The sequence below is a fragment of the Pantoea sp. QMID4 genome, from assembly GCF_030270445.1.
Lineage (GTDB): Bacteria > Pseudomonadota > Gammaproteobacteria > Enterobacterales > Enterobacteriaceae > Pantoea > Pantoea vagans.
The window spans coordinates 195,828-221,467 of record NZ_BSXL01000004.1 but is presented as its reverse complement, the minus strand read 5'-3'; the positions used below and the strand labels follow the sequence as shown (position 1 = coordinate 221,467).

Here is a 25,640-nt window from a genome sequence, read left to right as displayed (position 1 = left end):
GGGTTGGATGGAAAGATGCGTGCAGACACAGGAAGACACCAAACTTCGCTCAGGGTTCTGTAAAGATTTCCTGACGGCAGTGGCAGGTGTACAAATAACTCCAATGAGGGTAATGAATAATGATGAAGCGCAATATTCTTGCAGTGGTTATCCCTGCTCTGTTAGCCGCCAGCGCAGCAAATGCTGCAGAAATCTATAATAAAGACGGCAACAAACTGGACCTGTACGGTAAAGCTGTCGGCCTGCACTATTTTTCTGATAATGATGCAGCGGATAACGATGGCAACAACGGCGACAAATCTTACGTTCGTTTCGGCTTCAAGGGTGAAACTCAGATCAATGACCAGCTGACCGGTTACGGCCAGTGGGAATACAACATTCAGGCGAATAACTCTGAAGGTTCTGACGCACAAGCCAACAACAAAACACGTCTGGGCTTTGCCGGTCTGAAATTTGGTGACGCGGGCTCAATCGACTACGGCCGTAACTACGGTGTGGTTTATGATGCAATTGGCTGGACCGATATGCTGCCAGAGTTCGGTGGCGACTCAGGATACTCAGATAACTTCATGAACGGTCGTAGCACCGGCCTGCTGACTTACCGTAACACCAACTTCTTTGGTCTGGTAGATGGCTGGGACTTCGCACTTCAGTATCAGGGTAAAAACGAGCGTACCGACACTCGTCGTGCTAACGGCGACGGCTGGGGCGCATCAACCAGCTATACCTCACCAATTGGTGTGGGTGTTGTTGGCGCATACAGCAGCAGCGATCGTACCGACTCTCAGGCAGACGGCACCACTGATATCAACGGTAACGTAGTCGGTCAGGGTAAACGCGCTGAAAACTGGGCAACTGCTCTGAAATATGATGCAAATAACGTTTACCTGGCAGCAATGTACGGTCAGACCCGCAACTCTACGCCAATCTCTGTTGTAACTGGTCTGAACAACACCACCAGCGCTGCCTCTGCTAACAAGGCACAGAACATTGAACTGGTTGCACAGTACCAGTTCGACTTCGGCCTGCGTCCATCCATTGCTTACGTGCAGTCTAAAGGCAAAGATATCGAAGGCGTGGGCGATGCTGACCTGGTTAAATACATCGACGTTGGCGCGACTTACTACTTCAACAAAAACATGTCTACCTATGTGGACTATCAGATCAACCAGCTGGATGATAACAACGCGCTGGGTCTGAACACTGATGACACTGTAGCAGTAGGCCTGGTTTACCAGTTCTAATCCTGCTTTAAGCATGCTGAAAAACGGGGCTACGGCCTCGTTTTTTATGCCTGTCATTTACCTCATCTGCATTTCTCTCCGCCCTTCTGCTCAGCGTTAACCTCAGCTTCTGTTCATAGCGAAATCAAAGCCGCTAAATAGAGGATTTTGTCTCCCAAACGGTTGGCATTTGCCTGGCCGGACGCTACCCTGACAGCTCTCTTGCTTACGTTCACGCTAATGGACCTGACACATGTTTGAATCGATCTCTGCTGCACCCGCCGATCCTATTCTCGGACTGGCCGATCTGTTTCGTGCTGATGACCGCCCTGAAAAAATTAATCTGGGTATCGGCGTCTATAAAGACGAAACCGGCAAGACCCCGGTACTGACCAGTGTTAAAAAAGCTGAGCAGTACCTGCTGGAAAACGAAACCACGAAAAATTATCTCAGCATTGATGGTCTGGCTGAATTTGCCCGCTGCACACAGGCCCTGCTATTCGGCAATCAAAGCCCGCTGATCACCGCAGGCCGCGCCCGCACAGCTCAGACGCCAGGTGGCACAGGTGCGTTACGTGTAGCAGCAGATTTCCTCGCCACGCAGACCTCCGTAAAGCGGGTCTGGATCAGCAATCCGAGCTGGCCGAATCACAACAACGTGTTCAATGCAGCCGGTCTTGAAGTTTGTGAATATCATTACTATGACGCAGCAAACCATATGCTCGATTTCGAGGGTATGCTGGCGTCGCTGCAGCAGGTCCAGCCGGGCGACGTGGTGCTGTTCCATGGCTGCTGCCATAATCCGACCGGTATCGACCCAACGGCTGAGCAGTGGCAGCAGCTGGCGCAGCTGTCACAGACTAATGGCTGGTTACCGTTGTTCGATTTCGCCTACCAGGGCTTTGCCCGTGGTCTGGATGAAGATGCAGAAGGCCTGCGTATTTTTGCCGCCTTGCATCAGGAGTTGATCGTCGCCAGTTCTTACTCCAAGAACTTCGGTCTGTATAACGAACGTGTCGGAGCCATCACCCTGGTGGCTCCGGAAGCCAGCGTGGCCGATACGGCGTTCAGCCAGGTGAAGTACACCATTCGTGCCAACTACTCCAATCCACCGGCGCATGGTGCTGCCGTTGTCGCCACCATTCTCGGTAACGACACGCTGCGCACGATCTGGGAACAGGAGCTGTCGGATATGCGTCAGCGCATTCAGCGCATGCGTCAGCTGTTTGTGAACACCCTGGCAGAAAAAGGCGCGCAGCGTGACTTCAGCTTTATCATTAAGCAGAACGGCATGTTTTCGTTCAGTGGCTTAACCAAAGATCAGGTGATTCGCCTGCGTGAAGAGTTTGCCGTCTATGCCGTCAACTCAGGCCGCGTAAATGTGGCGGGCATGACGCCAGACAATATGTCGGCGCTGTGCGAAGCGATTGTCGCGGTGCTGTAACGCTGTCGACGAAACAAAAATGGGCCTCATGGCCCATTTTTTATTTCGGAAAAATGACGAATTGTTTACTGCAGGAAAGGATTGCTGATGCGTTCATGTCCCAGTGTGGAAATCGGACCGTGACCGGGAAGAAAAGTCACATCATCGCCCAGCGGCAGTAATTTTGTGCGGATAGCATCAATGAGCTGCTGATGATCGCCCTGCGGAAAATCAGTACGCCCAACACCACCATTAAAAATCACGTCGCCTGAAATCAGCAACCGTCCTGGCCGGTCAAAGAACACGACATGGCCGGGTGAATGTCCCGGGCAGTGCAGAACGTCCAGCGTGGTCAGCCCGACCTGCACACTCTCTCCCTCTTCCAGCCAGCGATCGGGGGTAAAAGGTGCGCACTCGTCAAGTCCGAACATCCGGCTCTGAGTCGGCAGCGCTTCCAGCCAGAAGGCATCGCGCTTTTGCGGTCCGACAATCGGAATCTGATAAAACGCCGCCAGTTCAACAGCGGCCCCGACGTGATCAAGATGTCCATGTGTCAGCAGAATCTGAGCAGGTTTACGTTTTAGCTGTTCCAGCGTTTGTTTGATCAGTTCAGCATCGCCGCCTGGGTCGACCAGTGCGGCTTCACGAGTCGCGTCGCACCAGATAACTGAGCAGTTCTGGGCAAAAGCGGTAACAGGAATAATGTGGTAGTTCATAACGCTCCATGACCGGCTCACGCAGCGTTGCCGGTGTCACTACCAGTGCCTGATCGGACCGGTATCAATATGTACAAAGTTACTGCGGGGATAATATCCTACACCACCCGCACGCAGAGATAACGCCGCTTTGCGTACATTCGCCAGCGAAACCCCTTCAATATGAAAATCCATCGCCTGGCCTTTGGTATGATAGCTGTGTTTTGCGACTCCCGGACCACTCTCACGTAACATGTTGTTGGTTGCCAGTGAACGATAGCCGGAAACCAGCTGGATCGGTTTACGCATACCCAGCAGCGCCTGCAGGCGGAAAATCTGGTCAAACAGATGTGGATCGATGCTTTTCACTTTATTGGCGCGATAGTCACGGAAAAAATGATTTAATCGTGACAGCTCATCCTTGTCGTAACTCTTACCATTAAAAAACTCAGTTTTAAGGGTTTCACCGGTGTGAAGATTATTAAGCATCAATACACGCGGGCGAGACGTTGAAAGCGAGGCCCTTGCAGAAGCTGGCAATAATGCCAGTCCGGCGGCGGCACTACCGCACAGCAGTAGTTTGCGACGAAAAGAATCAATAGTAGACATGTAACGGTTTACCTGAGAGTGAAGCCATAGAAATGTGCAAAAAGCGCACAGGCCGAACCATAACTTTCTCCCGGAGAAGCGTCAACCCATCTGCCATGAGTTTGCGAGGCGATCCCTTGAGGGACCGCCATTTGATAATATTTTACTTTAATGAGGATTTGCGGAGAACGATTTAAAATCAATTACTAGAGCAGCAATCGCTCGGCCCGACTCAGGGCCTGACTGCCCGAACGGGCGGTGTCATCATAATTGTAAATATCTGTGCGGAACTGTGGTTTGCCATCATCCGCAACCCATGCCGTCAGGTAATAAAGGTTCACCGGAATGCGATGGCGAATCGGCACATAGCGGGTGTCGCCCTCTTTTAACGTGCTGGAAATACGGGAGTCGTTCCAGCCCGCATCCTGCAGCAATAACCCTGCCAGTTCAGACGCTTTGTTCACCCGCACACAGCCTGAACTGAGCGCACGGATATCACGCTGGAACAGGTTATGATTTGGCGTGTCATGCAGATAGATCGCATCTGAACTCGGCATATTAAATTTATACCGGCCCAGCGCATTCGCCACGCCCGGAGCCTGAATCAGCCGGTAAGGGAACGATGACGCGGTGACCATGCGCCAGTCGATCATGCTGGGGTCAATCACTTCAGCGTCTGCGCTCCAGCCCGACAGCAGGGTATACCCATGCTTGTAAAGATAGGTTGGATCCTGCTTCACCTTCGGAATGATGTCTTTACGCACCAGCGTTGTCGGCACATTCCACGGCGGGTTGAGCACGACGTTATTAAGCGCACTGCGCATGAGTGGCGTTTTACGATCGGGACGACCGACGATGACACGCGATGAAAGAATCTTGTTACCGTTGTTGTAATAGATCAGCGAGTAGTTGGCGATGTTCACCATGATGCCGTTGTGCATATCATCCGGCAGCAGACGCAGGCGCTGAATGTTCAGCGCAAGCAGCGAAGCGCGCATCTGCGGAGAGACGTTAAGCCACTGCCGCGTTCTGGTACCAATAGCACCATCGCCATCCAGTCCCTGCCACTGCTGGAAACGCTTCACTGCCGCCACCAGCGTATCGTCATAAATATTGGCGATATTCCCTTCCAGCGTCGAAATCCGGACGTTACCCGGTGATTGTGGTGAAGGCGAAAGCAGATTGGTGACTGGTGCGGCGGAAGGACTTACCGTGACAGGCTGGTCGCTGTGTGTCACCGGCGACGGCGCGACAGGCACCGCATCGTCATCCGGTGCGGGTACGTTAATCTGCGCCGTTAACATACCGCTGCGCTGCAGAATTTCACGCAGTGCTGGAACGTCATCACTGACCTGGCCGGGACGCAGGGTTTCACTGCTTTTTAGTTGCGGCCAGGGTTGCTTGTCGCTGAGCAACGTTTTCAGCGCAGCGTGCATAGGCTGATACTGTGGGTGCTGCGGCTGTAATGAGGCAATAAACGTGTCAGCCGAACCCGCATTAACCGAGTTTTGCCACTGATTCACCACTGCGACCGATGGCTGGGTCAGCCTGTAGGGAACATTGCTATAGAGCCAGGTTTCACCCTGCGTCGGCACATTTGAAACAAACTGCAGATAGCCCAGCATCGCATCAGAGAGCGCGACATCGCGGGCAAAGCCGGTAATAGCCGGATTAGTCAGACGCTCAATCCAGCGCGTGAACTGCGGCTGAACACCTGAAAGCGCCACCTCAGCCAGCTGCTGCTGAAATTTCTGCACCGCCTGAGCATCCTGCCAGAGCGGCTGCATATGGCGGGAGGCATAGAGCGTTGCCAGCGGTCCCAGATAGAATGGCTGGTCGGCACTGGAAAAAGCCTGACGGATTCGGTGCTGACTTTCGGAAACCGGGATAGCCGTCTGCGTTGTTCCTGGCATCGCGGCGATGACAGCAGCCTGTGGTAGCGTAAATGGAACAGCGGTTAGCGCCAGCGCTAACAATGATAAAACGCGATGATGATTTAATTTTTTTACCAGCAACATCCCTGCCCCCCTTAATTTTCAACTTCGCAATGTTCCCTGTATCCACTGCGACCGCGCCGTGACTCATAATGTGAGTATACAAACAAAAACGGCATTTGCCTCATGGGACAAATGCCGTTATCAGATTAACCACTGGTTCAGTTTTTGACTACGTTTCCGCCTGCGATTTTTCAGCGGTCAGATCGGGGAGCGCATCCGCTTCGCTTCCCGCACGCACCGGTGAAGGATCGGCAGCAAAACCACGCAGCCCGACCACATGCACATGCTCGGTGTTATTAAACACTTTACGAACCAGTTTGTAGGTCGTGCCTTTCTCCGGGCTGATGTTCTCCGGTGCTGCAATCACCAGCTGCATCTCCAGTCGCTCACAGAGTTCAAACAGTGTGGCGATGGAGCGGGCATCCAGACGGGCCGCTTCATCAAGGAACAGCAGTCGGCATGGCGAAATATCTTTGCCACGCAGACGACGGGATTCCTCTTCCCAGCTCTGCACCACCATCACCAGAATAGACATACCGGTACCAATCGCTTCACCCGTTGAGAGCGCACCGCTTTCTGCACGCAGCCAGCCATCGGAGCCCCGGTTAACTTCCACTTCCATCTCCAGATAGTTGCGGTAGTCGAGCAGCTCCTCACCAATGGTCTGCGGCGTTCGCTGCCCCATATCGATATGCGGGTTAAGACGCTGATAGAGTTTCGCCAGCGCCTCAGAGAAAGTCAGGCGGTTACTGTTGAACAGATCCTGATGCTGCTCATGCTCTTCTGATAGCGTATCCAGCAGCATAGCGTGGGTTTCACGCACGTTCACGTTGAGCCGCACGCTGCGGACCTGACCAAAGCTGACGGTCTGCAGGCCCTGGTTGAGCTGGCGGATGCGGTTCTGTTCACGCTGGATCGTTTTGCGGATAATGTTCGCCGCACTGCGTGAACTGATCGCCAGCATCTGCTCACGCGCGGTCAGCTCTTCGGTCAGACGGTTCAGTTCGATTTCCATCTGCTCAATCGCTTCGACCGGATCGTCGGTACGAATAATATCCTGACGAATACGCTCGCGCAGATGCTGATAGACCGCAATAAAGAACTGAATCTTACGTTCAGGACGTTTTGGATCTTCCGACAGTCGCAGTACGTCGCGCAGATGTTCGTTGTCCGCCACCGCCAGACGCAATGCACCCAGCGCTTTATCCGACATCGAGCGCAGCTCATCACCGCTCAGGTAAGCCAGTTCGCGACGATGCAGGCGACGCTCAACGCCATTCTCTTTCACCAGACGCAGGACGGTACACCAGCCCGCTTTCGCGCTGACCACCTGCTCACGCACCTGATGATACTGACGCTCCAGCTGACGCAGGCGCTTCTGCAGGTTATCCATCTCCGCTTCACAGAAGGTGAGCTGTTTCTCCAGCTGATTGCGGCGGGCACGGTTGTGGCTCAGTGCCGTGTAGAGCTCATCGCGGCGAACGCGCGCGCGTTCTTCTGCGCTGCTGTCAGCCTGGACGCCAATATCCTGCATTTCCTGCTGCAACTCTTTCAGCATGTCGCGCCTGGCGTCATAAGCGCTTTTCAGCGAAGCCAGCACCTGCGAGTATTGCGTCAGCTGTGCCTGATGTTCACGCAGGCGATCGCGGCTGCGTCTGCGTTCACCCTCCGCCTGCTCAAGACGCTGACGCAGCTTATCGCTGAGGTCGTTGTTGCCGTTGAGCATGCTGGCCGAGTCGTCATAGCTGAAGTGAGCGCGACGCTGCACCACTTCTGTCAGCGCAAAGGCCTGCTGACGCGCGTTACGCTGCTGCTGCTGCGCCTGCTGATAATCCGCCTGTAACTGCTCGTGCTGTTCCGGATCGCTCTGCAATACGGCGATGATCGGTTCCAGTTTCGCCAGTTTCGCGCCATGCTGATGCAGGAAGCGCGCTGCCTCCTGTGCTGCATCGACCTGCTCACGGATCTCTTCGCAGCGATCGCCCAGCGTATCGTCCAGCAGCAGGTTAACGCGAGGCAGCAGTCGGTTTAACTGCGACACGCCCTCTTTCGCCAGCTCATACTGCTGACGCTGCTGCTGATTATTGCTCTCATGCTGATTCAGTGCCCGCTCCAGTTCCCCCCGGCGCGCGCCAAGTTGACGGATCTGCGCTTCCGGGTCGGCATCAAAGGCTACGGCCAGATGTGTGCCGATAAAGCGGCTGAATGACTGATGCAGACGCTGCGTTTTCTGCACATCGAACGACAGCGTGGCGTAACGCTCAGCCAGTTTGTCGCGCTCAAGGTGCAGCAGCTCCAGCTGATTTTCGCGCGCTGCGCGACCAAACAGCGGGATTTTCGGGAAGCGGGAGTAGCGCCACTGCCGCTCTGCTACTTTCACCACGACGGCATTCTGCAGCTCATCAACGCTGAAAACACTGTCATCGAATGACTGCGGATCACCTTCGATCAGATAGAGATCTTCCGGGCACTCCTCCAGACCATCCAGCATCTCACGCACGCGGGAGAGATCCGGCACCACGATCGCATGACGGGACGGACCATAGAGCGCCGAAAAGTAAGGTGCATCATCCAGGGTCACATCATCATAAATCTCAGACAGTAATACGCCGCCAAAGCGTTCGGCCAGTTGGGTCAGGCGCGCATCTTCCGCCCCGCCCGGCTGACTGAGCCGCTCAATCTGCTGCTCGATATCACGTTTGCGTGCCGCCACTTCGTCGCGCTCGACGGTGGTTTCACGCTCGCGTTCCAGCAGTTGCTGCATAAATTCGGTGACGTCCTGGCTGCTGTTCAGCGCCTGGCCAGTCTGTTCACTGAGCTGGGTCAGGATCTCCTGTGCCGCCAGCCAGTGTGGCGCACGGGCGGTCAGGCTGGTGATGCGTTCGCGCAGCTGTTCCAGCTCCTGACGCATCATCATGCGCTGCTCACCGGCGTCCGAGACGCTGCTGTCCAGCTGTTCGATCTGCGCTTCAAACGCCTGCTGCAGTCCGGCCAGCGCATCGGCCTCGTACTGCTGCCCCTGACGCTTGCAGAACTCGGCCAGCAGCCGCTCCGCCTCATGCTGCTCGCGCAGGCGCTGTTCCAGCTCATTGAGACGCAGACGCAGCGACGAGAGCTGTTCGGCGTGATGACGCTGATTGCTGGCATCACGCAACAGTTCGCGGCCGGTCTGCCAGGCATCCTGACGGGTCACGTCACCGGCAATGCTGGTCACCAGCGCCAGCGCCTGTTCAAACTGACTGTGCGCGGCTTCGGCCACGCTCAGCTTCTGCTCCAGGCGCAGCAGGCGTTCTGTCGCCTCTTCCTCTTTCGCCTGGAAACTCTCCTGCCATTCTGCAGCATTATCGATGGTCAGATCGGGCAGCTGGCACAGCATGCGGGCGCGTTCCAGCGCCTGCAAAGCTTGCTGATACTGAATGGCGCGCGTTTGCTGCACGTCGAGTGCCTGCTGGAAATCGGCCAGCTGACTTTTCAGCTCATCCACTTCCAGCTCAGCCGCTTCGGCACGCGCTTCATTCTCTTCCTGAATTTCGCGCGCTTCGGCAACCACTTCGGTCTGCTCTTCCAGACGCAGCGTCAGATCGTCGATATCCGCATCGTAGCGCTCAATCTTCTCCTGCTGCCGCATCGCCGTCTGCACCAGATTCAGGTGATCGCTGGCAGCCTGATAATCGACTTCGAGATCGTTCTCTGCGCCACTGTGCTCTGACAGCTCGCGCGCCATCTCCACGTGACGATACTGCTCGGTGGCGAGTTGCTTACGGCTGCTGAACAGCTCATTGCGCAGCTGTAATGCGCTGTCGAGATGTCCACGGCGCTCGTTGGCGTGGCGCATGTAGTCAGCCGACACGTAGCTGGTTGCCTCGGAGATGAGATGCTTAAAGAGGTCGCGGTCTGACTGGGTAACGCGGATCGCCTCCAGCGTCATGCGGTTCTCGCGCAGCGCAGCTTCCATATCCTGGAACGCTTTACGCACGCCGCTGTTTTCAGGCAGCAGGTAATCACGCAGCGATCGGGTGATGGCACTGGAGATACCGCCATAGAGCGAGGCTTCGATGAGACGATAGAACTTGCTGCGATCGCTGGCAGAGCGCAGACGACGCGGCACCACGCCCAGATCAAACAGCATGGCGTGATAATCCGTCACCGAGTTATAAGCGCGGAATTGCACGCCTTCCTGTGCTTCAACCCGCTCTTTTACCTCATTCAGCGGTAAGACGCGTGCCTGACGGCTGTTAAGCACTTCCGTCAGCATATCGGTCGGGTTGGTATCGGTTGGCAAACCGTGGATACTGAACGGCTTGATATCGACCTTTTTATCGCGTCCGGCAACCTGTTGCAGACGCACACCGACCACCACACGCTGATGGCGAGAGTTCACCACATCCAGCATGGAGTAGCAGACACCAGCCCGCAATTTACCGTGCAGACCTTTGTCACGTGATCCTGATGTCGCGCCCGCTTCGGTGGTGTTACGGAAGTGCAGCAGCGTTAAATCGGGGATCAGTGCGGTGACAAATGCCGCCATGGTGGTGGACTTACCCGCGCCGTTACCGCCTGACAGCGTGGTCACCAATTCATCAAGATCAAAGGTACGGGCAAAAAAGCCGTTCCAGTTGATCAGCGTAAGCGAACGAAACTTTCCGCGCTCAATCATGCCTGTTCTTCCTCTGCGTTCTCACTCGCGTCGCCTTCCTGCCCTTCACTTTCATCGGTGTCAATCGGTGCAGTTGCATTTTCCAGTAGCATAGCCTCGCCATCACGAATCAGGCGAAGCTGCGCTTCACGGGCATCATCACCGCCGCGCACGTCGGCACCAAAGCGGAACACCGATTCCGTGATACGGAATTTGCTGCTGTCGTTGCCGAAAAACCACACCATACCAAGGCGGCGCAGGCGGCTCAGAGAGGCGCGTACTTTCTCCTGCAGTTTGGTGCGATCCAGGTCTGAACCGGTTGACCGCTGGTTAACCAGCTTCAGCAGACGGTTCTCATCGGCCAGCGAGAGCAGCTCGTCATAGAGCTCCTGCTGGGTGAAGATCCCCTCATTCGCCAGGCGTTCCGGGCTGAGATAGAGGTAGCAGAGAATCTTCCCGACCATCATGTCCAGCTCAGAGAGCACAGAACGCGGAATCAGCGTGGTTGAACGCGGTCGCAGATAGAAAAAGCCTTCCGGCGCACGAATTAACTCAACGTTATAGCGGGTATAAAACTCTTCGAGAAAGGACTGATAGTCCATCAGAAAAGCGTGGTTATCCAGCTCTTCAATTCCGATATGGCGTCCGGCGCGTAACTGGCTGTCCAGCGCGGGAAAAATCGGGTTGGCCAGTGCCTGTGCCAGCTTAACCGGCATCACTTGTTCAATACTTGTCGATGACATGTGCCTGCACCTTGGCTCCGTAATCATTGATGGCTTGCCATTCAACAGGCAAACCGGCTAAATCAGCTTCCGCTACGCCAAGGCGTACCGCCTGGTCCACCACAATGCGCGCCAGGTCGAAATGGCGGGCGCGTGGATACTGGGCCAGGTAGTCACGCATCACTGACGCGAGGTTGAGCGGTTTTTGTTGCGATTTGTAGACCTGCAGCGCTTCTTCAATCATCGCTGCCAGCTGTTCGCGAATTTCGTTAATCTCTTCGTATTCCATCTCTGGCGGCAGTTCGCCCATCACTTCGTCATTCCGCAGCGTCAGTGCCTCATCGCGCATATCATACAGGCGGTCGGCATTGGCGTAGGTCAGCGCCCAGGGCGCGTCGAAGTAATTCTGTACTGATACCCGCAGACGCTGGGCAAAGACGCGGTTTTTATCCATGTCGATGGCGGTACGAATAAATTTATGGACGTGCCGGTCATAGCCGATCCACAGGTCAATCGCCTGCTGGCCCCAACTGGTAATACGGTCGAGCTTGCTTTGCAGGTCAAACACCAGCTTATCGACGAAGCCCAGGTCCGGGCTGTCCAGCGTGGCATCCTGAATGCGCAGCAGGTTTTCCTGAAGTTTGTCGCCCGCCGCTTCCAGCGTATCCTGCAGTTCACGTAGCGTCCCGGAGGTTTCAGAGAGCAGCATTTCACAGCTGGAGATCGCCGCGCGCCAGTCTTTATTCAGCAGTTCAGCAATATCGTTTTTCACCGCCTGCTGCTGTTCATCCATCAGACGCTGGGTCATATCAATGCTGTCGAAGATCTCCGCCACCGAATATTTCAGCGGCGCGAAAACATTGCGATGCCAGTGAAACTCATCGCCGTTTTCCTGCGCGGCATCGGCTGCCCGCTTGAGCTCGCTGGCCACAATTGACAGCTGCATCGACAGACGCAGCGTTGAAAACTCACGCTGACGGATGTAGTAGTCGGTGATGCCGATCGCCAGCGGCGTCAGGCGATAGATAGCGTTGCCTTCGGTGAGTTCACTGGTAAAGCGGTTAAGCAGGCGCTGACGCACCATGTCGTTGATGGCGTTGTTGGCACGAACCAACACGGTTTCATGGGTTTGTTCAAAAGCTTTACTGACATGACGGAAAGCGTCTATCAGATCGCCTTCGCTCATTTCACCATCCATCCGCTCACCGTTGAGGGTGGCGATAGCCAGCAAAAAGGCCAGACGTTCCACTGGCAGCGCAAGAGAAAAGTCATTTTTGCGCGCCCAGGATACCAGTTCAGGTACCGTCTGGGAAAATTCACTCATAATTCGTCCTTCTGCCCCGGTTTACGCGCGGTGACATGGATGTAGCGCCCTAAGCTTAAAAAGGGTTCCTGACGGCAGTAACGCCGCTCCATCTCAATAATTTCGTCGTCGCTTTTTGGCTCGCCCTTCGGCGGTTTCATGTAGTCACTGAATACCCGGATCCCGGCACGCTGCTCAATCACAAAGCCACACGCCTCCAGCCAGCGATAGACCTGCTCGGGGTCGCGCGGATAGTCAGGCGACAGGGTTCGCTTTTTGCGTTTGGTCAGATTGGTGCGCAGATAGCCGAAGTTACCCAGCGTTAAGGTGCGCAATGTCAGGCCGTGCAGATTGTAAAACATCAGCGACATGACGCCCCCTGGACGCAGCAGGTCGAACAGCGCTTTGAGCACCTTCTCCGGTTCAGCAACCCACTCAAGCACAGCGTGGAACAATACCAGATCCACCGGCTTATCCAAATGTTCGCCCACCTGCTGCGCGCTAATTTGTCTGAATTGCATGTTGTGGCTCACATCCTGTGCCGCCGCATTTTCCGCGGCCCGGCGCAGCATCTCAGCAGAGAGGTCGCACAGCAGAACCTGATGGCCCTGTGCAGCCAGCCCGCTGGACACCTGGCCAACACCGCCGCCGGCATCCAGTACCAACAGCGGATGGGGTGACAGGCCGGGCACTATCTTCTCCAGCTCATCCCGGAGGATGGCCTGACGTATCTTCCCTTTGGTGGTGCCGTAAATATTTTGCGAAAATTTATCCGCGAGATCGTCAAAGTTACGATCCTGCATGGCATGCGCTCCGGTATGCTGCGGTGAGACTTGTGCTATTTTGTCACAGGCACCAGAAGAATGAACCTTTCATCCCCATCTTCCCTTCCGGGTGCTCTATTTTCGGACAACAGGACGCGTTTTCGATGTTATTTACCCTGAAAAAAGTGATTGGCGGGCTGCTTTTACCCTTGCCGTTTCTGCTTTTGCTGATGGCGCTGGGCATTTTACTGCTTTGGTTCACTGACTGGCAAAAAAGCGGTAAAACCGTGATCTCCGTCAGCTGGCTGTTACTGCTGCTGCTGAGCCTGCAACCGCTGGCCGATCGGCTGCTTTTGCCGCTGGATAACCGCTATCCGACCTGGAATGGCGCAGAGAAGGTGGACTACATTGTGGTGCTCGGCGGAGGCTATACCTTCAACCCGGCCTGGGCACCCAGCTCGAACCTGCTGAATAACAGTCTGCCACGCGTGGCGGAAGGTATTCGCCAATGGCAACGCAATCCACAGTCGACTCTGATTTTTACCGGTGCTGCCGGTGGCAGCAATCCGAAGAGCAGTGCGTGGGTAGCCGCTCAGGTGGCAGAAAGTCTGGGCGTGCCGCGCGAACATATTCAGATTCTGGACCAGCCTCGTGATACCGCGGATGAAGCGCAGGCGGTCAAAACGGTAGTTGGCGATCGCCCGTTGCTGCTGGTCACCTCAGCGAATCATATGCCGCGGGCGATACACTTTTTCCACGCGGTCGGTCTGAAGCCGATTGCTGCGCCTGCTAATCAGCTGGCGATTACCTCGCCGCTGAATGGCTGGGAACGGGCGATACCGTCATCGATCTGGCTGAGTCATAGCGAACGGGCTGTGTATGAGGCGCTGGGCACGTTACTGCAGCGACTTAAAGGTGAGGAAGGCTCAGCCGAGCCAGGGTAGTAGTTGCGTGCGGGCATGTTCAAAACGCGGACGATTGAACGTGCCGGTATGCACAAGATGCTCGATGCAGTCCCACAGTTGATAAACCCACCGGCGCCAGACAAAGCCCTCTGAGACGGGTGCCCGTTGCAGGTAGTCGTGCAGCAGCGCTGTCTCAGCAGGTGAGGTATCCAGATGGATCAGGTCATATTCACGGGGTGCCCAGAGAATGGTGCCCGGCTGTGTCATAGCGACTAACTGGTCACTGCGGCTGTTTTTCAGCATGCTCTGCAGCCGCACGTTGCCATGAACCATCACACAGGGATCATCGAAGTCGCGAAAAAGATGCGCCAGACGCGACCGGCAGCGGAACAGAATCTGACGATCCTCCAGCGTGAAGGCGGGTGGGCGCAGATAGCTCAGGGTCGACCACAATACTTCAACCCGTTGCGCATACCAGGCCAGCCAGTGATTCTGCTGGGTGCTGTCTACCGTTCCGACCAGGCCGTGGCTGTCGAGCCGGTGCCAGGCCAGCAGCCCCTCGACTGCCTGCTGGCAAAACTGTTGCCAGCGCTGAGCATCCCGCGCAGGCGCCTCAGCCGTCACCCCATTCAGTCTCGCCATCAGAAGCATTTCATGCACCGGTGGCTGCTGACTGAGCACCAGACCATACACCGCTGGCACGGCGATCAATCCGGCCTGCCGCAGTAATGCCAGCTTTCTGGCTTCCAGCGCTGCCCGCCCCTGATGACGAAAATATTTTGCCACCATCGGCATGGGGTGCCCCTGCCGATCGTACAGGGCATAGAGTCGGGTGGGCGGATGTTCACTGATTAATTCGAGGCGACTTATGGTTTCACCCAGCGCCAGCGTGAGTTCCGATTTAAGCTGTTCCATGCGGCATCCTCCTCAGATGAGTATCACACTATCCTGAAGGAAGTACTGGAGATAAGTTTAGCGGCGGATCAATAACGTTGCGCTGAAACGGGGAGACTGACTCCCCGTGTATCAGGCCTGCATGGCATCGCGGACGCGTTGCAAATCGTCTGGCGTATCCACACCCACGCTGGGAATGGTTTTTGCTACGGCGACATGGATTTTTTCACCGTACCATAAGACACGCAGTTGCTCGAGCAGCTCAATCTGTTCAAGAGGACAAGGCGCCCAGGCAACATAGCGGCGAATAAAACCGGCACGGTAGGCATAGATGCCAATGTGCCGCAGAAGCGTATCGCCAATCTGTTCGCGTGAGGCAGCATAGCGTTCACGATCCCAGGGAATGGTGGCCCGTGAGAAATAGAGCGCATAGCCATTCGCATCCATAACCACCTTCACCGCGTTCGGATTGAAGGCTTCTTCCACATCGGTAACTGGCACCGCCAGCGTTGCCATCCCGGCCGCTGAGCCTGCCAGATTGGTCGCCACCTGGCGCACAATCTCTGCCGGGATCATCGGCTCATCACCCTGCACGTTGACGATGATTTCGTCATCAGCAAACTGATATTTTTCGATCACTTCCGCCAGCCGCTCCGTGCCGGACTGGTGATCGGCGCGCGTCATGCAGACTTCACCGCCTGCCGCTTCCACTGCTCTGGCTACGTCAGGATGATCGGTGGCAACAATGACCCGGCTGGCACCCGATTCACGGGCGCGCTCCATCACATGCACGACCATTGGTTTACCGTGAATATCGAGCAACGGCTTGCCGGGTAACCGGGTTGACGCATAGCGCGCAGGAATGATGGCAGTGAAACTCATGGATGAATCTCTTCAACTGACAGGGTACGGGCTTCGGTTTCCAGCAGTACCGGAATACCCTCCCGAACCGGGAAGGCCAGGCCATCAGGCTTGCAGATCAGCTCCTGCTGAGCATTGTTGAAGTAAAGTTTGCCATTGCACACCGGGCAGGCAACGATTTCGAGTAAACGATGATCCATATGTCCTCCATCAGGAACCGAATGCTTAAGGCATCAAGCATACCATAGCGCGACGCAGTCGGGATGAGGTAAAAAGCCCTCCCGCAGCGACTACCGCAAAATTGATTAATCCAGCCGCCACTGGGCTGGCCAGTGGTCTTTGAGTGCATCAGGTGCCTGCAGAATAGTGACGCTTTCTGCCCCCTGCCAGGCCGCGAAGCGTTCAATTGCACGCCGGATATCCATAACAAAGCGCGCCGTGACGCGGGTCGTCTCTTCCAGCCAGAGTTTTTTAATCTCCAGCTGTTTTGCCTGACGCAGCATGCGGGCATCGAGCCGCCCTTTTATCTGCCCTCGATGAAGGATGGGCAAAACGAAATAGCCAAACTTGCGCTTCTCCTCGGGGGTGTAACACTCGATACGATAGTCAAAACTGAACAGCTCAAGCGCACGTTTGCGATCCCAGACCACCGGATCAAATGGGGACAGCAGCGCGCTGTGCGTTGCCTGCAGCGGTGTCTCCAGTAATGGCAGGTAGTCACGATGCAGCCACATCTCACCCAGCCCTTCTGTATTGATGGCGACCAGGTCGCCCGCAGCCTGGGCCTCAGAGATAAAGTCGTTCAGGGGTGCCCGTTTAAGCCGATAATAGTCCGGCAGCCAGGCCGCGCGGAAAATCCCTAAGCTACGGGCGCTATTCATCAGCATCTGTCGGGTGGCCTCGGCTTCGCTGATACCATGCACCGCATCCTGCCAGTCGGGCATGACGCGACTGCGCAAATCGTAGACGCGCTGAAAATTACGGCGTTCTGTGACCATCAGCTCACCGGCGCTAAAGAGATTTTCCAGATGTCGTTTGTGTGGTTTCCATGCCCACCATCCCGACTTCGGATTATCGGCATGGGTGAAATCAGCGGCGCGCACCGGACCGTTTTCCTGAATCAGCTGCAGTAATTCGGTAATCGCCTGCTGGTGGTCAGCAACCCATTGCGCATTGTATTTCCAGCCAAGGCGTTCAGGCGCCAGCATGCGATGACGAAGTAGTCTGTAATCAGCGCGGGGAATAAAGCAGGCTTCGTGCGCCCAGTACTCAAAGAGATCGCCCTGGGCCAGCGCCTGTTCCAGCCATGCCTGAGGATAGTTTCCCAGGCGACTGAACAGCACCAGATAAGGACTGCGGGCCACCACATGGATGGTGTCGATTTGCAGCAGCGACATACGAGAAATGCAGTTAATCAGATCCTGATAAACAGCGCGTTTTGCCGGAGGGCGCAGCAGGCCCTGCGCGGCGAGATGAAGGTGACGTGCTTGCTGTAACGAAAGTGAATGCGGGGTGTTCATCCTCTTCCTTATCGGGCTTCACCTGAATGGGTGCAGGTATCAGAGCGGGCGACGGCAGCGTTGTTCAATGTCGTCGAGTAACGGCGTTACGGCGTTACCGGTTAAATGGGCGTCCACTGGCAGATACCACCAGTCAGGCTGCGCAAAGTGACGGCATTTCACTGCGTCCTTTTCGGTCATCAGTAGTTGCTGATCCGGCTGTAGCAATCGGGTCAGCTCATCTTTGCTGTAGGCGTGATGGTCAGCAAAGGCGATCTCTGCGACCGGCGTTATGCCCTGCTGTTTAAGCGTGGTGAAAAAACGCGGAGGATGACCAATACCAGCCATGGCGACCACTGCGCCCAGTTGATCAGGTGCACGGGTTTCCCCGGTCAGCAGATTGGTGGCGAGTCCGGGCTGAAGTTGCATTGCAATCTCGTCACCCAGGGCCTCACCGCCATTAATGATGACGGCATCAACCTGCCGCAGACGATCGGCACGTTCACGCATCGGACCGGCAGGCAACCACCAGCCATTGCCAAAGCGACGAACGCCATCAACCACCACGATCTCGCGATCGCGCTGCAGCGCATAATGTTGCAGGCCGTCGTCAGTGATAATCACATCCAGCGGCCCCTGCTTCAGTAACGCCTCAATCGCCTGGCGCCTTTTCGGAGCAACCGCGACCGGCGCTCCGGTGCGCTGGGCAATTAAAACTGGCTCATCACCGGCCTGTTGGGTGGGGGTCTGCGCCGTGACCAGCAAGGGATAGTGGTCCGCCTTGCCGCCATATCCTCTGGAAACGACGCCAGTGCGCAGGCCGCGCTGCTGCAGCGCCTCGACCAGCCAGATCACGACCGGCGTCTTACCGTTGCCACCGGCAGTGAGGTTACCCACCACCACGACCGGCAGAGGCGCACGCCAGCTTTTACGCCAGCCGCGCCTGTAACTGAAACGTATCAGGGCCGTAATCGCACCATACAGCAGGCTGAATGGCCATAGCAGTAACCATAGCGGTGAGCGACCACTCCAGATACGGTCAATCATTGGCCGAATTGCATCTTGTGCAGCTGTGCATAGGCGCCACGTTCTGCTAACAGCACCTGATGCGTACCACGTTCAACAATCTGACCATCTTCAATCACCACGATTTCATCGGCTTTCTCAATGGTAGAGAGGCGGTGCGCAATCACCAGCGAGGTACGGTTCTTTTGCAACTCATCCAGTGCCGACTGAATGGCACGTTCCGACTCGGTATCCAGCGCAGAGGTCGCTTCATCCAGAATCAGAATCGGGCAATCACGCAGCAACGCACGGGCAATGGCAATACGCTGACGCTGGCCGCCAGATAACAGCACGCCATTCTCGCCAATCACCGTGTCCAGGCCTTTATCCATTTTATTGATAAAGTCCATGGCATGCGCCATGGTGGCCGCCTGCTCGATCTCTGCACGGCTATATTGCTCACTGCGGGCATAAGCGATGTTATTGGCAATGGTGTCGTTGAAGAGATGCACATTCTGCGACACCAGTGCCACCTGATTGCGCAGCGAACGCAGGCTGTACTCACGCAGATCATGACCGTCCAGCAGAATTTCACCCTGCTGAATGTCATAAAAGCGGGTCAGCAGGCTTGCCATCGTAGACTTACCGGAACCGGAACGGCCCACCAGCGCCACCGTTTTACCGGCCGGCAGCGACAGATTGATATTACGCAGTGCCGGGATATCACGGCCCGGGTACGTAAAGGTTACATCACGGAATTCGATATCCCCTTTAGCACGGGTGATTTCGCGCGTGCCATTGTCTACTTCCTGCTCGCTATCCAGAATCGAGAACAGTGTCTGGCAGGCCGCCATGCCACGCTGGAACTGGGCATTGACGTTGGTCAGCGACTTAAGCGGGCGCATCAAGGCAATCATTGAGGAGAAGACGACAGTAATCGTACCGGCTGTCAGCGTATCCATGACGCTGGGGAAGCTGGCGGCATAGAGTACAAAAGCCAGTGCCAGCGACGCGATCAGCTGAATAATCGGATCGGAAATGGAAGAGGCAGAGACCAGTTTCATACCCTGCTGACGCATGCGGTTACTGACGCGGGAAAAACGCTCTGATTCAATTTCCTGACCGCCAAAAATCAGCACTTCTTTGTGACCCTTCAGCATCTGTTCGGCGCTGGTTGTCACCTGCCCCATGGTGTTCTGCATACTTTTGCTGATGGTGCGGAAACGCCTGGATACGGTGCGAATGGCAAATGAGACGATAGGCGCCAGTACAATCAGAATTAACGACAGCTGCCAGCTGTAGTAAAACATCATGATAAACAGACCAATAATCGATGCACCTTCACGCACTACGGTAACCAGCGCCCCCGAAGACGAGGAGGCGACCTGCTCAGAATCGTAGGTAATGCGCGATAACAGGGTACCTGTGGACTGCTGGTCAAAAAATGAAACCGGCATGCCCATCATATGGCTGAACAGCCGACGGCGGATATTCATCACGACGTTGCCAGAGACCCAGGAGATGCAGTAGCTGGAGATATAACTGGTAATTCCGCGTACCAGCATCAGGCCAATAACGACTAACGGCATCCAAAGCATTACCGACCTGTCAGCTTTACCAAAGCCATCATCCAGTAACGGTTTCAACAGGGAGAGCATTAAGGCGTCGCCCGCAGCATTAATAATCAGGGCGACAGAGGCCACAATTAATCCCGCTTTGTTAGGCGCGATCATCGGCCAGAGTCGGCGAAACGTCTGCCACGTAGAGAGATCTTTATCTTGATGCATTATTTATTCACGCTGTTGGAAATAGCCGGCCATTCTACCTGGATTCGCGTTTGACGCCAAACCACTGATGATACCAACGAGGCATTAATTGTTCCCGCAGGGTGAAAACCTGTACTCTGCCGTGCTCTATCCTGATACTGATTTGTCCTGACTGGGCCGTGTCCAGCCACTTAAAACCAGCCGTTCGGTAATTTTCCAGCACATTTTTCGCGGGCATGCGCCATGCATTGTAGCGTGCCAGAGAGGCGATAGCGGTGTGCCCTTCTGTTTTGCGCAGTAGCAGGGAGGTCGATGAAGTCCGGCTTCCGTGGTGCGGTACCTGCACGATATCGACCTTCAGCCCCTGCTTCTCCAGCGCCACCAGCTGGCGTTCCGCCTTAGCCTCGATATCGCCGGTTAACATCAGCCGCACCTGTCCATCATCGACGATCACCACACAGGAGTCATTATTTCCACCCGGTAAGGGTGCCGTCAGCGGCCAGACAACCCGAAAGTGGAGCTGCCGCCAGCGCCACTGGGTGCCACGAACACAGGGTAAATGCGTCTTATCGGCCAGCACGCTTCTGATTTCAACCGCTGGCCAGCGTTGCGAGATCGCCTCCAGCCCGCCCGTATGATCCAGATGTTTATGACTGAGAATGATCTGTTTTAGCTGTAACTGCCTGCGCGCCAGCCAGGGAATAATCACCCTGCTCCCCGCATTATCGTTCTGCCAGCGAGGCCCTGTGTCATACATCACCGCTTCGTTACCCTGAGTGAGCACTATGCTCAGGCCATGCCCGATATCAAGCATATCGATGCGCCAGCCCTGCTCCGGCTCTGGCTGGCGACTCAGTATCATCGCCAGCGCTAACGCGCAGCTGCTCAATGGCAGTGAGAAGAAGAGCTGCGCACGCCAGAGAATCAGGCCGCCCCATACCATGACCGTAAACCATATTGTGCCACTCAGTGGCCACCAGCCCGGTGGGAGCAGCGTCAGACAGTGAAACAGGGAGCGCAAAGAGAAATCGGCGGCTCCCCAGAAGAATCCGGATACCTGCGCCATCGGTAATAACATGGCGAGCGTCACCAATGGCATGGTGATAAACGAGACGACAGGGATAGCGATAACATTAGCCACCAGCGCAGTCAGGCTGATGCCATTGAATATCGCCACCTGCAACGGCACCATCAAAATCATCATGCCTGCCTGCAAATGCAGCAGCTGTAACGGAATCCAGCGCCGTTGATGACGGAATCGTGCAGGCAGCGGGAACCAGTGGTACCAGACCAGCAACATGCCGACAGCCAGAACCGAGAGCCAGAAGCTGTCAGACAGCACCGTCAGCGGATCCATCACCAGCAGCAACGCAATACAGAACGTCCAGATCTGCCAGCTGTTCAGCTGAACACCCGCAAACCGGGTTAGTGCCCACAGCGTCAGGGCAAGCAGTGAACGGGCTGCGGGCGGCTGAGCCCCGGAGAGCCACGTATACACGGCAGCAAATAGCCAGCTCACGATGAGGGGAAAAAGATAGCCGATAAAGCGGGCTGGCAGGATAAATTGCACCCCACGCGCCATCATCCAGCCGGTGCTGGCGGCCAGAGCAATATGCATGCCCGATATCGCCATCAGGTGCGCCGTGCCGGTATCACGCAGTAGCTGGCGCGTCTGTGGGCTCATCTCTTCCCGGATACCAAATGCCAGTGCCTCCAGCGTGCCACGCGAAGGCATTTCACGGGTTCTGTCACGATGCCCTACAATAAATCGCCAGCGGCCATCACAGCGTTCGCTGACAGCATCCTGTTTAAGGATCCGCCCCTGAAGCGGCGTATTATTCGCGAGTGCAAAACGCTGGGCATCGAAATCGCCTTCATTCAGGCGGGCATGAACCGGTCGTAAGCGCAGCTGCATCGTCCAGCGTTGTCCAGGACAGTAAATCGTTGGGTCAGCATCGAAATAAAGCCAGGCAAAGCGAGGCGGAAATATCATTCGGCCCTCCTCTTCCAGCAGACGAACCCGGATTTGTTTTCGCTCTTGCCGCAGTTCATTAATCTGAAGTGTAAAGGTGGCGGGCCGTGCGGAAAGCTGTTCAATATCCTGTACCATCACGCGGGCATCGTGACAGGCCCATGCCAGAAACAGCAGAGCAATTCCCGTCAGACGAGCGGGCTGATAAGGACAATGCTGCAGAGCCACGCCCACAAAGAGCAGGGCCACTATCGCCTCACCGGAAGGCAGTCGGGCAATCAGCAGTAGCGGCAAGGTCGCAACGATCGCCAGTCGCGCCAGAACGGTCCATGTCAGCATCATCGTATCCATTGATTCAGTACGATTATTCTGGCCAAATCTGGTGAAAGTGACAGTGGACGATGAGTAAAGCTGGGGCAGTCTCGCAGAGAAAGTACAATATTACAGTGTTATTGCCTGAGATCTGGATATCAGGTCTCAAGCTGAATAACAGGCAAAAAAAACGACATCCGGAGATGTCGTTTATCTGGTTCGGTATCGGCTTAGCCGTAGATATTTGCGCGATCGCGCAGCTCTTTGCCCGGCTTAAAGTGGGGAACGTATTTACCTTCCAGGTCCACTTTGTCACCCGTTTTCGGGTTACGGCCAGTACGCGGAGCGCGATAGTGCAAAGAAAAGCTGCCGAATCCCCGGATTTCGATGCGTTCGCCCTGTGCCAGCGTAGTGGCCATGTGCTCGAGCATCTCTTTTACTGCATCCTCAACGACTTTCGCCGGTATATGAGTATGCTGTCCCGCCAGTCTTTCGATCAGTTCTGACTTGGTCATGTAACCTCCGGTTTATCCCTGTGGGAATGTATGACAGCTTTTACCGAAACCGGGTGGTTGCCCACCCGGTGCTTCAGGTCGATTACTCGCCTTTAGCCGCTTTGAACGCTTCAGCCATAGCGCTAGAGAAATTGCCTTCTTCCTGTTTAGTGTTAACAGTATTGATAGCTTCTTTCTCATCAGCCTGGTCTTTCGCACGGACAGACAGGCTTACGACACGGTTTTTACGATCAACGCCGGTGAACTTAGCTTCAACGTCGTCGCCAACGTTCAGAACCAGAGTTGCATCTTCAATGCGGTCCAGTGAAGCTTCAGAAGCGCGCAGGTAACCCTCAACGCCGTCTGCTAATTCAACTGTAGCACCTTTAGCATCAACTGCAGTCACTTTACCGGTGACGATCGCACCTTTCTTATTCAGAGTGATGTAGTTGTTGAACGGATCTTCTGCCAGCTGTTTAACGCCCAGAGAGATACGCTCGCGCTCTGCATCAACCTGCAGTACAACGGCAGCGATTTCGTCACCTTTTTTGTACTCACGAACGGCTTCTTCGCCAGTCGCGTTCCAGGAGATGTCAGACAGGTGAACCAGACCGTCGATGCCGCCGTCCAGGCCGATGAAGATACCGAAGTCAGTGATTGACTTGATTTTACCTTCAACACGATCGCCTTTGTTGTGCGTCTCAGCGAACAGCTGCCATGGGTTAGATTTACACTGCTTCAGACCCAGGGAGATACGACGACGCTCTTCATCAATGTCCAGAACCATAACTTCAACAACATCGCCTACATTAACAACTTTAGACGGATGGATGTTTTTGTTAGTCCAGTCCATTTCAGACACGTGTACCAGACCTTCAACGCCTTCTTCGATTTCCACGAAGCAGCCGTAATCAGTCAGGTTGGTAACACGACCGGTCAGGCGGGTGCCTTCCGGATAGCGTTTAGCGATAGCAACCCATGGATCTTCGCCCAGCTGCTTCAGACCCAGAGAAACACGGGTACGCTCGCGGTCGAACTTCAGCACCTTAACGGTGATTTCGTCGCCAACGTTAACGATTTCGCTTGGATGCTTAACGCGTTTCCATGCCATATCAGTGATGTGCAGCAGGCCATCAACGCCGCCCAGATCAACGAATGCACCGTAGTCAGTGAGGTTCTTAACGATACCTTTAACTTCCATGCCTTCCTGCAGATTTTCCAGCAGCTGATCGCGCTCTGCGCTGTTTTCGGATTCGATAACCGCACGACGTGAAACCACGACGTTGTTGCGTTTCTGATCCAGCTTGATGACTTTGAACTCAAGCTCTTTGCCTTCCAGGTGCAGCGTATCGCGCACCGGACGCACATCTACCAGTGAACCTGGCAGGAACGCACGGATACCGTTGAGCTCAACTGTGAAGCCGCCTTTAACTTTGCCGTTGATAACACCGGTAACAGTTTCAGCGTCTTCGTAAGCTTTCTCCAGCGTGATCCATGCTTCATGGCGCTTAGCTTTCTCACGGGACAGCAGGGTTTCACCGAAGCCGTCTTCCACTGCATCCAGAGCAACGTCAACTTCGTCGCCAACCTGGATTTCCAGTTCGCCGGCTGCGTTCTTGAACTGCTCTGCAGGAATTGCAGATTCAGATTTCAGACCCGCATCAACCAGAACGACATCTTTGTCGATAGAAACGACGATGCCACGAACGATAGAACCCGGGCGGGTTTCGATTGTTTTTAAGGATTCTTCAAATAGTTGAGCAAAAGATTCAGTCATATTGATAATCTTCAGGATTCTTCAATTTAACGTCCATCTGACTTCATGTCGGATGGGGTTGTTTCACATGCCCGGCACCGGATCCGTGGTACAGGGTGATAAATTCAGTTAAGCCGGAATGCCCAACTTCTCGCGGGCATAGTGTAGCGCTTTTTCAATGACCTGGTCGATAGACATCTCTGTAGAGTCCAGAACCAGTGCATCAGCAGCAGCCACCAGAGGCGCAATTGCGCGGTTACGATCGCGGTCGTCGCGTTCTTTTATCTCGGCTAAAAGGCGGTCAAAGTTAACATTAAAGCCATTTCCCTGCAACTGTAGCATACGTCGCTGAGCACGCTCTTCCGGGCTGGCATCAAGGAAAATCTTTACTGGCGCATCCGGGAAAACCACGGTGCCCATATCACGGCCATCAGCAATCAGGCCCGGCATCTCGCGGAAACCGCGCTGGCGGCGCAATAACGCTTCGCGCACCCGTGGAAACGCAGCGACACGTGATGCGGTGTTGCTGACCTCCTGAGTGCGGATTTCACCGGTCACATCTTCACCTTCAAGTATGACCTGCACTTCACCGTTTTGTGACAAAAAGCGCACATCAAGATGCGCAGCAATCGGCACCAGCGCCTCTTCAGATTCAATGTCCACCTGATGATGCAATGCGGCTAACGCCAGCACGCGATAAATAGCACCGGAATCCAGCAGATGCCACTGCAGCGATTCTGCCATCGCTTTGCAAAGGGTTCCCTTTCCCGCTCCACTTGGCCCATCAATAGTTATGACCGGGGCAGTTACTGTCATTATTCCCTC

General features: G+C 55.2%; 20 protein-coding genes. 3 read left to right on the top strand and 17 right to left on the bottom strand.

The window, feature by feature from the left end; translation table 11 throughout:
* Positions 1-119: 119 nt before the first annotated feature.
* Both ompF and QSK07_RS10740 read left to right on the top strand, forming a co-directional pair.
* Complete coding sequence (ompF, locus tag QSK07_RS10745; protein WP_285720723.1) at positions 120-1,244, top strand: porin OmpF; 1,125 nt, start codon at positions 120-122, stop codon at positions 1,242-1,244.
* A 232-nt stretch (positions 1,245-1,476) separates the two neighbouring features.
* Positions 1,477-2,667, top strand: a complete 1,191-nt coding sequence (locus QSK07_RS10740) for an amino acid aminotransferase (protein WP_285720724.1) — start codon at positions 1,477-1,479, stop codon at positions 2,665-2,667.
* Positions 2,668-2,732: 65 nt separating this feature from the next.
* Here QSK07_RS10740 and QSK07_RS10735 read toward each other — a convergent pair whose 3' ends face one another.
* From QSK07_RS10735 to cmoM, 7 genes are all read right to left on the bottom strand, one after another.
* Positions 2,733-3,362, bottom strand: a complete 630-nt coding sequence (locus QSK07_RS10735; protein ID WP_285720725.1) for an MBL fold metallo-hydrolase — start codon at positions 3,360-3,362, stop codon at positions 2,733-2,735.
* Positions 3,363-3,401: 39 nt separating this feature from the next.
* The gene (mepK, locus tag QSK07_RS10730; protein ID WP_010254972.1) at positions 3,402-3,950 is read right to left on the bottom strand and encodes a peptidoglycan L,D-endopeptidase MepK; all 549 of its coding nucleotides are present in this window, start codon (positions 3,948-3,950) and stop codon (positions 3,402-3,404) included.
* A 185-nt stretch (positions 3,951-4,135) separates the two neighbouring features.
* A complete protein-coding gene (gene ldtD / locus QSK07_RS10725; RefSeq protein ID WP_285720726.1) occupies positions 4,136-5,947 on the bottom strand; it encodes a L,D-transpeptidase in 1,812 nt (603 codons plus the stop codon).
* A gap of 148 nt (positions 5,948-6,095) precedes the next feature.
* Positions 6,096-10,583, bottom strand: a complete 4,488-nt coding sequence (gene mukB, locus QSK07_RS10720) for a chromosome partition protein MukB (RefSeq protein WP_285720727.1) — start codon at positions 10,581-10,583, stop codon at positions 6,096-6,098.
* Positions 10,580-11,305 (bottom strand): chromosome partition protein MukE, encoded by a 726-nt coding sequence (mukE, locus tag QSK07_RS10715; protein ID WP_285720728.1) that lies wholly within the window; start codon positions 11,303-11,305, stop codon positions 10,580-10,582. The genes mukB and mukE overlap by 4 nt, the downstream gene beginning before the upstream one ends.
* Positions 11,286-12,608 carry a chromosome partition protein MukF gene (gene mukF / locus QSK07_RS10710; RefSeq protein WP_013357325.1) on the bottom strand — a complete coding sequence of 441 codons (1,323 nt, stop codon included), beginning with the start codon at positions 12,606-12,608 and terminating at the stop codon, positions 11,286-11,288. The genes mukE and mukF overlap by 20 nt, the downstream gene beginning before the upstream one ends.
* Positions 12,605-13,390: a tRNA uridine 5-oxyacetic acid(34) methyltransferase CmoM gene (cmoM, locus tag QSK07_RS10705; protein WP_098051051.1), complete on the bottom strand. Its 786-nt coding sequence runs from the start codon at positions 13,388-13,390 to the stop codon at positions 12,605-12,607. The genes mukF and cmoM overlap by 4 nt, the downstream gene beginning before the upstream one ends.
* 125 nt (positions 13,391-13,515) lie before the next feature.
* Between cmoM and elyC the strand changes: the two genes are divergently transcribed.
* Positions 13,516-14,295, top strand: a complete 780-nt coding sequence (elyC, locus tag QSK07_RS10700) for an envelope biogenesis factor ElyC (protein WP_275219771.1) — start codon at positions 13,516-13,518, stop codon at positions 14,293-14,295.
* Here elyC and QSK07_RS10695 read toward each other — a convergent pair.
* The 10 genes from QSK07_RS10695 to cmk all read right to left on the bottom strand — a co-directional run bounded on the left by QSK07_RS10695 (position 14,278) and on the right by cmk (position 25,631).
* Positions 14,278-15,171, bottom strand: coding sequence for a phosphotransferase (locus tag QSK07_RS10695; protein ID WP_285720729.1), 894 nt, complete (start codon positions 15,169-15,171; stop codon positions 14,278-14,280). The two genes, elyC and QSK07_RS10695, sit on opposite strands and share 18 nt — an antisense overlap.
* A 111-nt stretch (positions 15,172-15,282) precedes the next feature.
* A complete protein-coding gene (gene kdsB / locus QSK07_RS10690; protein ID WP_098051054.1) occupies positions 15,283-16,032 on the bottom strand; it encodes a 3-deoxy-manno-octulosonate cytidylyltransferase in 750 nt (249 codons plus the stop codon).
* Positions 16,029-16,211 carry a Trm112 family protein gene (locus QSK07_RS10685; protein WP_009091101.1) on the bottom strand — a complete coding sequence of 61 codons (183 nt, stop codon included), beginning with the start codon at positions 16,209-16,211 and terminating at the stop codon, positions 16,029-16,031. The genes kdsB and QSK07_RS10685 overlap by 4 nt, the downstream gene beginning before the upstream one ends.
* Positions 16,212-16,316: 105 nt before the next feature.
* Positions 16,317-17,531 carry a winged helix-turn-helix domain-containing protein gene (locus QSK07_RS10680; protein WP_285720730.1) on the bottom strand — a complete coding sequence of 405 codons (1,215 nt, stop codon included), beginning with the start codon at positions 17,529-17,531 and terminating at the stop codon, positions 16,317-16,319.
* Positions 17,532-17,570: 39 nt separating this feature from the next.
* Entirely contained in the window at positions 17,571-18,557 is a 987-nt protein-coding gene (gene lpxK / locus QSK07_RS10675) for a tetraacyldisaccharide 4'-kinase (protein ID WP_275219775.1), read from the bottom strand.
* Positions 18,554-20,302, bottom strand: coding sequence for a lipid A ABC transporter ATP-binding protein/permease MsbA (gene msbA, locus QSK07_RS10670; RefSeq protein ID WP_098051057.1), 1,749 nt, complete (start codon positions 20,300-20,302; stop codon positions 18,554-18,556). The genes lpxK and msbA overlap by 4 nt, the downstream gene beginning before the upstream one ends.
* A 34-nt stretch (positions 20,303-20,336) precedes the next feature.
* Complete coding sequence (locus tag QSK07_RS10665; protein WP_285720995.1) at positions 20,337-22,592, bottom strand: DNA internalization-related competence protein ComEC/Rec2; 2,256 nt, start codon at positions 22,590-22,592, stop codon at positions 20,337-20,339.
* 203 nt (positions 22,593-22,795) lie between these two features.
* On the bottom strand, positions 22,796-23,080 hold the full coding sequence (gene ihfB / locus QSK07_RS10660) for an integration host factor subunit beta (protein ID WP_003849360.1): 285 nt from the start codon (positions 23,078-23,080) through the stop codon (positions 22,796-22,798).
* An 82-nt stretch (positions 23,081-23,162) separates the two neighbouring features.
* On the bottom strand, positions 23,163-24,836 hold the full coding sequence (gene rpsA / locus QSK07_RS10655) for a 30S ribosomal protein S1 (protein WP_003849352.1): 1,674 nt from the start codon (positions 24,834-24,836) through the stop codon (positions 23,163-23,165).
* Between the two features lie 108 nt (positions 24,837-24,944).
* Positions 24,945-25,631 (bottom strand): (d)CMP kinase, encoded by a 687-nt coding sequence (cmk, locus tag QSK07_RS10650; RefSeq protein WP_285720731.1) that lies wholly within the window; start codon positions 25,629-25,631, stop codon positions 24,945-24,947.
* Between the last annotated feature and the right edge of the window lie 9 nt (positions 25,632-25,640).

Bases quoted from the DNA above. Each gene is read 5' to 3' on its own strand.
- ompF (WP_285720723.1), top strand. From the start codon at position 120: ATGATGAAGCGCAATATTCTTGCAGTGGTTATCCCTGCTCTGTTAGCC.
- QSK07_RS10740 (WP_285720724.1), top strand. From the start codon at position 1,477: ATGTTTGAATCGATCTCTGCTGCACCCGCCGATCCTATTCTCGGACTG.
- QSK07_RS10735 (WP_285720725.1), bottom strand. From the start codon at position 3,362: ATGAACTACCACATTATTCCTGTTACCGCTTTTGCCCAGAACTGCTCA.
- mepK (WP_010254972.1), bottom strand. From the start codon at position 3,950: ATGTCTACTATTGATTCTTTTCGTCGCAAACTACTGCTGTGCGGTAGT.
- ldtD (WP_285720726.1), bottom strand. From the start codon at position 5,947: ATGTTGCTGGTAAAAAAATTAAATCATCATCGCGTTTTATCATTGTTA.
- mukB (WP_285720727.1), bottom strand. From the start codon at position 10,583: ATGATTGAGCGCGGAAAGTTTCGTTCGCTTACGCTGATCAACTGGAAC.
- mukE (WP_285720728.1), bottom strand. From the start codon at position 11,305: ATGTCATCGACAAGTATTGAACAAGTGATGCCGGTTAAGCTGGCACAG.
- mukF (WP_013357325.1), bottom strand. From the start codon at position 12,608: ATGAGTGAATTTTCCCAGACGGTACCTGAACTGGTATCCTGGGCGCGC.
- cmoM (WP_098051051.1), bottom strand. From the start codon at position 13,390: ATGCAGGATCGTAACTTTGACGATCTCGCGGATAAATTTTCGCAAAAT.
- elyC (WP_275219771.1), top strand. From the start codon at position 13,516: ATGTTATTTACCCTGAAAAAAGTGATTGGCGGGCTGCTTTTACCCTTG.
- QSK07_RS10695 (WP_285720729.1), bottom strand. From the start codon at position 15,171: ATGGAACAGCTTAAATCGGAACTCACGCTGGCGCTGGGTGAAACCATA.
- kdsB (WP_098051054.1), bottom strand. From the start codon at position 16,032: ATGAGTTTCACTGCCATCATTCCTGCGCGCTATGCGTCAACCCGGTTA.
- QSK07_RS10685 (WP_009091101.1), bottom strand. From the start codon at position 16,211: ATGGATCATCGTTTACTCGAAATCGTTGCCTGCCCGGTGTGCAATGGC.
- QSK07_RS10680 (WP_285720730.1), bottom strand. From the start codon at position 17,531: ATGAACACCCCGCATTCACTTTCGTTACAGCAAGCACGTCACCTTCAT.
- lpxK (WP_275219775.1), bottom strand. From the start codon at position 18,557: ATGATTGACCGTATCTGGAGTGGTCGCTCACCGCTATGGTTACTGCTA.
- msbA (WP_098051057.1), bottom strand. From the start codon at position 20,302: ATGCATCAAGATAAAGATCTCTCTACGTGGCAGACGTTTCGCCGACTC.
- QSK07_RS10665 (WP_285720995.1), bottom strand. From the start codon at position 22,592: ATGCTGACATGGACCGTTCTGGCGCGACTGGCGATCGTTGCGACCTTG.
- ihfB (WP_003849360.1), bottom strand. From the start codon at position 23,080: ATGACCAAGTCAGAACTGATCGAAAGACTGGCGGGACAGCATACTCAT.
- rpsA (WP_003849352.1), bottom strand. From the start codon at position 24,836: ATGACTGAATCTTTTGCTCAACTATTTGAAGAATCCTTAAAAACAATC.
- cmk (WP_285720731.1), bottom strand. From the start codon at position 25,631: ATGACAGTAACTGCCCCGGTCATAACTATTGATGGGCCAAGTGGAGCG.